The 10,323-nt window shown below is 64.2% G+C and carries 12 protein-coding genes; all 12 read right to left on the bottom strand.

Annotation, left to right across the window (positions count from 1 at the left end; translation table 11 throughout):
- Positions 1-185: 185 nt before the first annotated feature.
- Positions 186-923: an urease accessory protein UreF gene (locus tag AAFX91_RS18085; protein ID WP_130583594.1), complete on the bottom strand. Its 738-nt coding sequence runs from the start codon at positions 921-923 to the stop codon at positions 186-188.
- The gene (locus tag AAFX91_RS18080) at positions 904-1,536 is read right to left on the bottom strand and encodes an urease accessory protein UreE (RefSeq protein ID WP_394567310.1); all 633 of its coding nucleotides are present in this window, start codon (positions 1,534-1,536) and stop codon (positions 904-906) included. The genes AAFX91_RS18085 and AAFX91_RS18080 overlap by 20 nt, the downstream gene beginning before the upstream one ends.
- A 16-nt stretch (positions 1,537-1,552) precedes the next feature.
- Entirely contained in the window at positions 1,553-1,852 is a 300-nt protein-coding gene (locus AAFX91_RS18075) for a putative quinol monooxygenase (protein ID WP_028165122.1), read from the bottom strand.
- Positions 1,853-1,901: 49 nt separating this feature from the next.
- Positions 1,902-3,614, bottom strand: coding sequence for an urease subunit alpha (ureC, locus tag AAFX91_RS18070; RefSeq protein WP_130583592.1), 1,713 nt, complete (start codon positions 3,612-3,614; stop codon positions 1,902-1,904).
- Positions 3,615-3,638: 24 nt separating this feature from the next.
- Complete coding sequence (locus tag AAFX91_RS18065; protein ID WP_130583591.1) at positions 3,639-4,178, bottom strand: HD domain-containing protein; 540 nt, start codon at positions 4,176-4,178, stop codon at positions 3,639-3,641.
- Positions 4,179-4,266: 88 nt separating this feature from the next.
- A complete protein-coding gene (locus tag AAFX91_RS18060) occupies positions 4,267-4,572 on the bottom strand; it encodes an urease subunit beta (protein ID WP_130583590.1) in 306 nt (101 codons plus the stop codon).
- 133 nt (positions 4,573-4,705) lie between these two features.
- Positions 4,706-5,008 (bottom strand): urease subunit gamma, encoded by a 303-nt coding sequence (locus tag AAFX91_RS18055; protein WP_130583589.1) that lies wholly within the window; start codon positions 5,006-5,008, stop codon positions 4,706-4,708.
- A gap of 28 nt (positions 5,009-5,036) precedes the next feature.
- A complete protein-coding gene (locus AAFX91_RS18050) occupies positions 5,037-5,873 on the bottom strand; it encodes an urease accessory protein UreD (RefSeq protein ID WP_130583588.1) in 837 nt (278 codons plus the stop codon).
- A gap of 29 nt (positions 5,874-5,902) precedes the next feature.
- Positions 5,903-6,598 carry an urea ABC transporter ATP-binding subunit UrtE gene (urtE, locus tag AAFX91_RS18045; protein WP_394567309.1) on the bottom strand — a complete coding sequence of 232 codons (696 nt, stop codon included), beginning with the start codon at positions 6,596-6,598 and terminating at the stop codon, positions 5,903-5,905.
- Between the two features lie 130 nt (positions 6,599-6,728).
- Complete coding sequence (gene urtD, locus AAFX91_RS18040; RefSeq protein WP_282530363.1) at positions 6,729-7,490, bottom strand: urea ABC transporter ATP-binding protein UrtD; 762 nt, start codon at positions 7,488-7,490, stop codon at positions 6,729-6,731.
- Positions 7,487-8,662, bottom strand: a complete 1,176-nt coding sequence (urtC, locus tag AAFX91_RS18035) for an urea ABC transporter permease subunit UrtC (protein ID WP_282530364.1) — start codon at positions 8,660-8,662, stop codon at positions 7,487-7,489. Before urtC ends, urtD begins: the two co-directional genes overlap by 4 nt.
- Positions 8,659-10,272 (bottom strand): urea ABC transporter permease subunit UrtB, encoded by a 1,614-nt coding sequence (gene urtB / locus AAFX91_RS18030; protein WP_130582416.1) that lies wholly within the window; start codon positions 10,270-10,272, stop codon positions 8,659-8,661. The genes urtC and urtB overlap by 4 nt, the downstream gene beginning before the upstream one ends.
- Positions 10,273-10,323: the final 51 nt, after the last annotated feature.

Here is a 10,323-nt window from a genome sequence, read left to right as displayed (position 1 = left end):
GCTCCCTCGTTTGAGATTTCGACAACCTCATTCTGGCACAACTGATGCCGTAGGGGGCCGTCCACCCCATCAACCACCAGAGTTGATTGTTGGGCGACGCTGCGGCTTCAGCCCGACGTAACCACGAACACCGGTGGTTATGGGTCCCGGCCTTCGCCGGGACGACGTGTGAGGCGGAAATCGCATCATGACCGGAACAGCCTCGTATATTGCGTCTCGTGGCGCAGGCTTGCGAGATCGGCGCGGAAGGTGGTGCTGCCGAGATCGTCGAGCGAGGCGTCGCGCGCGCGGATCGCGGTCGCACTGACCGCGGGTTCGAGACCGGCGAGCAGGCGCTGGCTATCGGTCTGGCCGAGCGGGATCAGGCGGGCGCCGGCGGAGATCCAGTTCGAGACCACCGCATGGAAGAACGCGTGCAGCACTGGCGCAAGCGGAATGTCATGCGTGGCGCTGACCAGGCCGATCGCGACGGGATAGACAATCGCGCCGGCGCAGGCGGCGATGATCTCGTCGAGATCAGGCGAAGACCAGGCGGCGCGCGCGGCATCGATGAACGCGCGGCCCTGCGTCGTGGTCTCGAGCTGGCGCTCGCGCGAGGGCACGAAAGCCGCAGCAAGCTCGGCGATCTCGCGCAGCCTTGCAAAGTCACGCGCCATGGTCGCCTGATGCGTCTGGGCGAGGAACACCCCATCGCAGAAGCCGGAGCCCTCGCTGAGCATCGCGGCAAGCCAGTCGCGCAGCGAGGCGGCATCCTTGATGTCGCCCGCCTCCACCGCCCATTCGATGCCGCTGGAATAGGAGAAGGCGCCGACCGGGAACGACGGCGACAGCCAGGTCATCAAACGGTAGAGCGAGGCGGCCTCGCCCTCCGTCATCCCGCCCCACGCCTCGCTTCGCGGCGGCTCATTTGTGGTCATGAGCATGGGAGTGGTCGTGATGGTGGTGATGGTCGTGGTCGCAATGCTCGTCGTGGTGATGATGATCACCGTGGTGATCGTGATCGTGATCACTGTGGTGATGGTGATGATCATCATGACCATGGCCGTGATCATGCGCATGGTCATTGCCGGTGTGGTGATGCGCGGCCGGATCGCCTTCATGCGCATGGCCGGCATAGGCGCCGCCTTCGGGATCGAACGGCGCCTCGATCTCGATCACGCGCGCACCCAGCCCCTTCACCATCGCCTCGATGACGTGATCGCGCCGGATGCGCAGGCCCTTCTTCATGATCTGCGTCGGCAGATGGCGGTTGCCGAGATGCCAGGCGACGCGGATCAGATGGTGCGGGTCGGCGCCGCGGATCTCCAGAAGCGGCTCGGGCGCGGCGACCACCTCGACCAGCCGGCCGTCCTCCAGCACCAGCGCGTCGCCGCCGCGCAGCGCGATCGCGTTCTCGAGATCGAGCAGGAATTCCAATCCGCGCGTGCCCGTCATCGCCATCCGCCGGCGGTGGCGGTCGTCGAAATCGAGCACGACTGTATCGGCCGGCTGCTCGTTCCAGCGATGTTGCGGCTTGACGGACGTCGCGCGGATCATATGGTGTTGCTCTCTCTTAGCGGACTTCCACTTTCTCGGGCGTGATCACCTCGATCTTCGGCGGCGCCGAGAAGCACTTCACCGCGACGCGGCCAAAGGTCTTCATGTGATCGGCCGTGCGGTGCGGCACCAGCGCCTCGGCATTTTCCCACTGCTCGACGAACACCATCTTGGTCGGATCGGTGACGCTCTCGTGCAGGTCATAGGCGATATTGCCGGGCTCCTTCCGCGTCTCCTTGATGCAGGCGGTGGCGGCCGCAATGAATTCGGCGCGCGTTTCAGGCTTGATGGTCAGTGTGGCAACGACGTAAATCACGGAATTTCCTCCCGGCTTTGGTTTCTGGGCGTGACTGCCTGGGGAGGTTTTAGAACATGAAATAGCGCTGCGCCAGCGGCAGCACCTCGGCGGGCGCGCAGGTCAGAAGCTCGCCGTCGGCGCGCACCTCATAGGTCTCCGGATCGACCTCGATCCTGGGCGTGGCGTCATTGTGGATCATGCTCTTCTTGGAGATCTTGCCGCGGGTGTTCTGGACCGCATAGAGCTTCTTGCTGATCCCAAGCTTCCGCGCCAGCCCGCCGGCGACCGCCGCCTTGGACGTGAAAACCACCGAAGATGCGGTGAGCGATTTTCCGTATGCCGCAAACATCGGCTGGTAGTGCACCGGCTGCGGGGTCGGGATCGAGGCGTTGGGATCGCCCATCGGCGCCGCCACGATCGAGCCGCCCTTGATGATCAGGTCCGGCTTGGCGCCGAAGAACGCCGGCGACCACAGCACGAGGTCGGCGAGCTTGCCCTTCTCCACCGAGCCGATCAGCTTTGAGACGCCATGCGCGATCGCGGGGTTGATGGTGTATTTGGCGATGTAGCGCTTGACGCGGAAATTGTCGTTGTTGCCCTTTTCCTCGGGCAGCGAGCCGCGCTGCTTCTTCATCTTGTCGGCGGTCTGCCAGGTGCGGATGATGACCTCGCCGAGCCGGCCCATGGCCTGGGAGTCCGAGGACATCATCGAGAGCGCGCCGAGATCGTGCAGGATGTCTTCCGCTGCGATCGTCTCCTTGCGGATGCGGCTTTCGGCGAAGGCCAGATCTTCGGCGATCGAGGGGTCGAGATGGTGGCACACCATCAGCATGTCCAGATGCTCGTCGATGGTGTTGCGCGTGAAGGGACGCGTCGGGTTGGTCGAGGACGGCAGCACGTTCTTCAGCCCGGCGATCTTGATGATGTCAGGCGCGTGGCCGCCGCCCGCGCCCTCGGTGTGGAAGGCGTGGATGGTGCGGCCCTTGAACGCCTTCACCGTATCCTCGACGAAGCCGGATTCGTTCAGCGTGTCGGTGTGGATCATCACCTGGATGTCGTGATCGTCGGCGACCGAAAGGCAGTTGTCGATCGCCGCCGGCGTCGTGCCCCAGTCCTCATGCAGCTTCAGCGCGCAGGCGCCACCCTTGATCATCTCGACCAGCGCCGCCGGCCGCGAGGCATTGCCTTTGCCGGAAATGCCGAGATTGACCGGGAAGGCATCGAACGACTGGATCATCCGACCCATGTGCCAGGGCCCCGGCGTGCAGGTCGTGGCAAAGGTGCCGTGCGAGGGGCCAGTGCCGCCGCCCAGCATCGAAGTGACGCCGGACATCAGCGCGTGCTCGATCTGCTGCGGGCAGATGAAATGGATGTGGCTGTCGAATCCCCCCGCGGTGAGGATCTTGCCCTCGCCCGCGATCACGTCGGTGCCGGGACCGATGATGATGTCGACATTGGGCTGGATGTCCGGATTGCCGGCCTTGCCGATCGCGGAGATCATGCCCTCCTTGATCGCAACGTCAGCTTTCACGATGCCCCAATGGTCGACGATCAGCGCGTTGGTGATGACGGTGTCGGCGGCTCCTTGCCGGTTCGTGACCTGCGACTGCCCCATGCCGTCGCGGATCACCTTGCCGCCCCCGAACTTCACCTCCTCGCCATAGGTGGTGAAATCCTTCTCGACCTCGATGATGAGATCGGTATCGGCGAGCCGCACCCGATCGCCGGTGGTAGGCCCGAACATGTCGGCATAGACAGAACGTTTGATCTTCACGGACATACTAGCCCCCCATTTCCCTTGCCTTCAAAACGCGCTTTTAGCGGCTTTGACGGCCTCATCGAATTTAGCGTCGAGTAGCGGATTGACGCCACGGCATCCGGCCACAACCTTTTCGGCCCAAGCGGCATAGTCGGCGAGATCGTCGCGCTCTTCCCTGCTCGGATTCGGCACGATGCGCGCGCGGGTATTGCTGATCTTGTCGGCGATCTTGATCATCTTGGCATCAGGCGATTTATGCGGGGCGTCCTCGATCTGCTTTTGCCGGCGTTGTGGCTTGGGCAGCGACATGTCGTCGGTCACCTCCACTACGAGCCCGGCGACGCGCTCGCTGAATTTCTGCGCCAGCTCCTCGCGCGTGGTCTCGGTGTCCTCGACCGTGTCGTGCAGCCAGCCGGCTGCCACGAGCTCGGCGTCTGCGCCATCGGTGGCTGTCGCGAGCAGGTTTGCGACCTCGGCGAGGTGATTGATGTAAGGCTCGTTGCCGCGGCCCTTGCGGGCCATGCCGTTATGGCGGCGAGCGGCAAGTTCGGCAGCTTCGGAGACGAGGCGAATTGGCTGCAGCATGGCAAGACTCCTTTTTCGCCTCAACTGCGCCGCCGCACAGTCCGTTCCTGTCTCGCGAAGAGAACGGCAGCCATCGTGACACCGGGGATCACAGCTTGCCCTTCACCTCGCCGCGGAAGCCGTGGATGACGCGTTTTCCCGCGAGCGCGACGAGCTGGACCTCGCGGGTCTGGCCCGGTTCAAAGCGAACCGCGGTGCCGGCGGCGATGTCGAGGCGCATGCCGCGGGCCTTCTTGCGGTCGAACTTGAGCGCCGGATTGGTCTCGAAGAAATGGTAGTGCGAGCCGACCTGAATCGGGCGGTCGCCGGTGTTGGCGACCGTGAGCGTCACGGTCTTGCGGCCGGCATTAAGCTCGATCTCGCCGTCCTGGATGAAGAGTTCGCCGGGGATCATTCTTGCTACCTCGTATCGCTCTGCTGCGTCATGGCCGGGCTTGACCCGGCCATCCACGTCTCACCACTCAGCCCAAAGGACGTGGATGCCCGGGTCAAGCCCGGGCATGACGACGTTGATGGACCTGCATTCCTCAACGGATCGGCTCGTGCACGGTAACGAGCTTGGTCCCATCCGGGAATGTCGCCTCCACCTGGATGTCGTGGATCATCTCCGGGATTCCTTCCATCACCTGCGAGCGGGTCAGGACCTGTGCGCCGGCCTGCATCAGGTCGGCGACGGTGCGGCCATCGCGCGCGCCTTCGACGATGAAGTCGGTGATCAGGGCGATGGCCTCGGGGTGGTTCAGCTTGACGCCGCGCTCGAGCCTGCGGCGCGCCACCATGGCGGCCATCGAGACCAGGAGCTTGTCCTTTTCGCGGGGAGACAAATTCATGCGAGCACTCTGATGGTTTTCAAATGATCTAGTTGAGCCACAGCCTCGGCAGCGGGACGGCAGAGGCGCGGCCGAGCACCGTCATCATGTCGGCGCGCAGCCTCATCGCATCTTGGGCACAGAAGCGCGCCATTGCAAACCCATTCCAACAGGAGATGCCGACTTCGCCGCGGAAGGAATCTTGCGCCTCGCGTATCCGCTCCACGACCGCATCATCGCCGGGCACGATCAGCGCGGTGCCGATGGCGACACCGCCACTCGCGACCGCAGGCCGCGCCAGCTTTTCACCGATATTGCCGTCGAGCCTGACGGTCTCGGCAAACACCAATCTACCGCCGCGACGCATCCGCCAGCGGTCGACAAATTCGCCATGGCGCATGGTCTCGCCCATGGCTGAGCGGCCGAACACCACGATCTCACACAGCAGCAGAGACGCACCTTCGGCCAGATCAATGTCGATCCGTCGCGAAATCCGGGCGCGGTCGAACAGGATGGTCTCCTGCGGCAGCCAGGACAGATGCGAGCCGGCTTCGGCCTTCAACGCGATATTGAGCTGGGCGGCGGGTCCGGCCGCGCGATAGATCTTCTCGGCGGCGGCTGTCGTCAGCGTCAGCCGCGCGCCCTCACGGGCCGCGATATCGATGTCAAAGCGGTCGCCGCCGGCAACCCCGCCGGCGGTATTGACGAACACGGCCGACAGCCCCTCGCCCTCCGCTGAAGGGAAACGTACGCGGAGCGAGCCGGATTCGTGCAAATCACCGCGGCGGGTGACGCCATCGTGCAGGCGCACGCCGAACCGCACCGCACCGCGGGCGCGGTTGGCCGCAAAGGTCGCTGCATCAGCGCGTGCAATCTCGGTGCGCATCCGTCCCCCCGTTTGGCCGGTCGCGTCCCTTATAGCGCCATTTGGCGCGAGATTTCAGCGGGATCGAGATTGGAGCGGTCGCAGGCATATTTCACCGCCCCACGGTCCATCACCGCAAAGGAGTCGCCGAGCTCGCAGGCGAAATCGAGATATTGCTCGACCAGCACGATCGCGATGTTGCCGAGATTGCGCAAATAGGAGATAGCGCGGCCGATGTCCTTGATGATCGAGGGCTGGATGCCCTCGGTCGGCTCGTCCAAAAGCAACAATTTCGGCCGCATCACCAGCGCACGGCCGATCGCTAATTGCTGTTGTTGTCCGCCTGAGAGGTCGCCGCCGCGGCGGCCGAGCATCGATTGCAGCACCGGAAACAGCGAGAACACGTCGTCCGGAATGAAGCGGTTCTCGCGCTTGAGCGGACCGAAGCCGGTCTTGAGATTCTCCTCCACCGTGAGCAGCGGAAAGATCTCGCGCCCCTGCGGCACGAAGCCGATGCCGCGCCGCGCGCGCTCATACGGCTTCAGGCCGGTGATAGCGTTGCCGTCGAACTCGATCGTACCTGACGCGATCGGATATTGGCCGACCATCGCGCGGAGCAGCGAAGTCTTACCGACGCCGTTGCGTCCGAGCACGCAGGTGACCTTGCCGGGCTCGGCCGACAGCGAGACGCCGCGCAGCGCCTGTGCCGCGCCGTAGAAGAGGTTGATGTTGTCGACTTTGAGCATCAGCGATCTCCTATCGCGACGCGGCGAATGGCGGATAGCGAATGGCGAATGGCGAATGGTTAGAATTGCCGCGCTCATAGTCTCCACGCTTCCCTATTCGCTACTCGCCATTCGCTAGTCGCACTACGGCCTATCGACCCAAGTAGACCTCAACGACCCGCTCGTTCGACGAGACCTGGTCGATGCTCCCCTCCGCCAGCACCGTGCCTTCATGCAAGCAGGTCACCTTGACGCCAAGCTCGCGCACGAAGGTCATGTCGTGCTCTACCACCATGATGGTGTGGTCCTTGTTGATCTCCTTCAGAAGCTCCGCGGTCTGGTGGGTCTCGACATCGGTCATCCCGGCCACTGGCTCGTCGACCAGCAGCAGCTTCGGATCCTGCGCCAGCAGCATGCCGATCTCGAGCCACTGCTTCTGGCCGTGACTGAGACTGCCGGCGAGCCGGTTGCGCGCGTCGGTCAGGCGGATGGTCTCCAGCACTTTCTGGATGCGCTCGGTCTCGGCCCTGCTCTCGCGCCAGAACAGCGTGCCCCTGACGCTGTGGTCGACATTGAGTGCGAGCAGGAGATTGTCCTGCACGGTCTGGCTTTCGAACACCGTCGGCTTCTGGAATTTGCGGCCGATGCCGAGCTCGGCGATGCGGGTCTCGTCCAGCCGGGTCAGGTCGGTGACCCCATCGAACAGCACGGTGCCCTCGTCCGGCTTGGTCTTGCCGGTGATGATGTCCATCATCGTGGTCTTGCCGGCGCCGTTCGGGCCGATGATCGCGCGCATCTCGCCCGGCTCGAGCGCGATCGAGAGGTTGTTGATGGCGTGGAAGCCATCGAAGGAGACGTGCACGCCATCGAGATACAGCATCGCGGAAGTGGCACGGGTGTCCATCACGTTCATCGCGCCTGCTCCGCCGGATTGGGTTCGCTGATGCCGTCTTCGCGTGCGGCGCTTTCCGCGGCCGCGTCGCGCTGCGCCCTCCATGGCTCCCACCAGGAATTGAAGGTGCCGACGATGCCCTTGGGCAGCAGCAGCGTCACCAGGATGAACAGCGCGCCCAGCATGAACAGCCAGTACGGCGCAAGCGGGCCTGAGGTGAAGAAGGTCTTGGCATAGTTGACGACGACGGCGCCGAGCGCAGCGCCGACGAGCGTGCCACGGCCGCCGACCGCGACCCAGATCACCGCCTCAATTGAATTGCCCGGCGCGAATTCGCTTGGATTGATGATGCCGACCTGCGGCACATAGAGCGCACCGGCGACGCCGGCCATGCAGGCCGACAGCGTGAACACGAACAGCTTGTAGGATTCGACGCGATAGCCGAGGAAGCGGGTGCGGCTTTCGGCGTCGCGCACCGCGATCAAGACCTTGCCAAGCTTCGAGGTCACGATCGCCCGACAGATCAGGAAACCAACAATTAGCGCAAGACAGCTCAGCGCGAACAAGGCGGCGCGCGTGCCGTCGGCCTGGACGTTGAAGCCCAGGATGTCCTTGAAGTCGGTCAGGCCATTGTTGCCGCCGAAGCCGAAATCATTGCGGAAGAAGGCAAGCAGCAGCGCATAGGTCATCGCCTGGGTGATGATCGAGAGATAGACGCCGGTGACGCGGGAGCGGAAGGCGAGCCAGCCGAAGCAGAAGGCGAGCAGGCCCGGCACCACCAGCACCATCAGGGCCGCGAAGGGGAACATGTCGAAGCCGTACCAGTACCAGGGCAGCTTGTCCCAGTTCAGGAACACCATGAAATCAGGCAGGATCGGGTTGCCATAGACGCCGCGGCTGCCGATCTGGCGCATCAGGTACATGCCCATGGCGTAACCGCCGAGCGCGAAGAAGGCGCCATGGCCGAGCGAGAGGATGCCGCAATAGCCCCAGATCAGATCGATGGAGAGCGCCAGGATCGCGTAGCAGACATATTTGCCCCAGAGCGCGACCAGATAGGTCGGCACCTGCAGGAACGAGCCTTGAGGCAGCAGCAGGTTCGACAGCGGGATCAGGATGCCGGCGGCCGCGACGATAAGGATGAAGGCGGTCGCGGCGCGGTCCAGCGAGCGGGTGAGGATATGCGCGCTCATGCTTCCACCGCCCGCCCTTTCAGCGCGAACAGGCCGCGTGGCCGCTTCTGGATGAACAGGATGATCAGGACCAGGATGGCGATCTTGCCGAGCACGGCGCCGGCGACCGGCTCCAGGAACTTGTTGGCGATCCCCAGCGTGAAGGCGCCGACCAGCGTGCCCCAGAGATTGCCGACACCGCCGAATACGACGACCATGAAACTGTCGATGATGTAGCTCTGGCCGAGATTGGGGCTGACATTGTCGATCTGCGACAGCGCCACGCCCGCGATGCCGGCAATCCCCGAGCCGAGGCCGAAGGTCAGCGCGTCGACGCGCGAGGTGGCGATACCCATCGAGGCCGCCATCCGGCGGTTCTGGGTCACCGCGCGCATCTCGAGCCCGAGCGCGGTGTAGCGCAGCATCGCAAGCAGGATCACGAACACCGCGAGCGTGAAGCAGAGGATCCAGAGCCGGTTATAGGTGATGGTGATCTGGCCGAGCTCGAAGGCGCCGCTCATCCAGGAGGGATTGCCGACTTCGCGATTGGTCGGGCCGAACATTGTGCGCACCGCCTGCTGCAGCACCAGCGACAGGCCCCAGGTCGCCAGCAGCGTCTCCAGCGGACGACCATAGAGGAAGCGGATGATGCTGCGCTCGATCAGGACTCCGATCCCGCCCGCGACCAGGAAGGCGAGCGGCACCGCGATCAGGAGCGAATAGTCGAACAGGCCGGGATAGCGCGTCCGGATCACCTCCTGCACCACGAAGGTGGTGTAGGCGCCCAGCATCACCATCTCGCCATGGGCCATGTTGATGACGCCCATCACGCCGAAGGTGATGGCAAGCCCGATCGCCGCCAGCAGCAGCACCGAGCCAAGCGACAGGCCATACCAGGCGTTCTGCACCGCCGACCACATCGCCAGATTGCTCTGGATCGAGGAGATCGCGCCGGTGATGGCTTGCGCCACCAGCGGCGGCTGGTCGGGGCCGGCGCTGGTCAATAGCGCCAGCGCTTCCTGGTCGCCGCGCGACTTGATGACCCCGACCGCCTCGAGCTTGTCGTTGTCGGAGGCGTCAGACTTGAACAGGATGATCGCCGCACGGGCCTCGGTGAATGCCTGCTTGGCCGCCTTGTCGGTCTCCTTCGCGAGCGCGCCCTCGACCACGGAGAGTGCGTTCTCGTCATGGCTCTTGAAGACGGATTGCGCGGCGGCAACGCGCTTGGCGGGATCGGGCGAGAGCAGCGTCAGGCTGCCGAGTGCGGCCTCCACCGTGCGGCGCAGGCGGTTGTTGAGACGGACGGACGCCGCATTGTCCGGCAGCTTGTCGACGGCGGCACCGGTGGCGGCATCGATGATCTTGCCGTCCGTTTGCGTGATGAAGACTTTCTTGCTCTCGGGATCGGCCGACAGCCGCTCCTCCTGGAGCGCCGAGATGATCGGGAAGGCGAGCGGATTGCCCGAGCTTGCGACCGCCTCGATCGCTGCTTCGGTATCGGAAAATTCGTCATTGGCGAATTTGGCGACCGCGTCCTCGAACGGACCCGCGAAGGCCGGCAGCGCGAAGCAGGCAATCAGCAAGACTGAAAGGACGATCGCGCGAAAACGATCAAGGAAATAGCCAAACACGTGACGACCCCGGCAGGAGTGGTGAGGAGAAGGCGGCGAACGCCGCCGCCT

Origin of the sequence: Bradyrhizobium sp. 31Argb (assembly GCF_043638955.1) — a bacterium.
In the GTDB taxonomy this organism is placed as follows: Bacteria; Pseudomonadota; Alphaproteobacteria; order Rhizobiales; family Xanthobacteraceae; genus Bradyrhizobium.
Note: the sequence above shows the minus strand (reverse complement) of the source record. Positions and strands in the feature narration are given on the sequence as shown.

Bases quoted from the DNA above. Each gene is read 5' to 3' on its own strand.
- AAFX91_RS18085 (WP_130583594.1), bottom strand. From the start codon at position 923: ATGCTCATGACCACAAATGAGCCGCCGCGAAGCGAGGCGTGGGGCGGG.
- AAFX91_RS18080 (WP_394567310.1), bottom strand. From the start codon at position 1,536: ATGATCCGCGCGACGTCCGTCAAGCCGCAACATCGCTGGAACGAGCAG.
- ureC (WP_130583592.1), bottom strand. From the start codon at position 3,614: ATGTCCGTGAAGATCAAACGTTCTGTCTATGCCGACATGTTCGGGCCT.
- AAFX91_RS18065 (WP_130583591.1), bottom strand. From the start codon at position 4,178: ATGCTGCAGCCAATTCGCCTCGTCTCCGAAGCTGCCGAACTTGCCGCT.
- AAFX91_RS18060 (WP_130583590.1), bottom strand. From the start codon at position 4,572: ATGATCCCCGGCGAACTCTTCATCCAGGACGGCGAGATCGAGCTTAAT.
- AAFX91_RS18055 (WP_130583589.1), bottom strand. From the start codon at position 5,008: ATGAATTTGTCTCCCCGCGAAAAGGACAAGCTCCTGGTCTCGATGGCC.
- AAFX91_RS18050 (WP_130583588.1), bottom strand. From the start codon at position 5,873: ATGCGCACCGAGATTGCACGCGCTGATGCAGCGACCTTTGCGGCCAAC.
- urtE (WP_394567309.1), bottom strand. From the start codon at position 6,598: ATGCTCAAAGTCGACAACATCAACCTCTTCTACGGCGCGGCACAGGCG.
- urtD (WP_282530363.1), bottom strand. From the start codon at position 7,490: ATGAACGTGATGGACACCCGTGCCACTTCCGCGATGCTGTATCTCGAT.
- urtC (WP_282530364.1), bottom strand. From the start codon at position 8,662: ATGAGCGCGCATATCCTCACCCGCTCGCTGGACCGCGCCGCGACCGCC.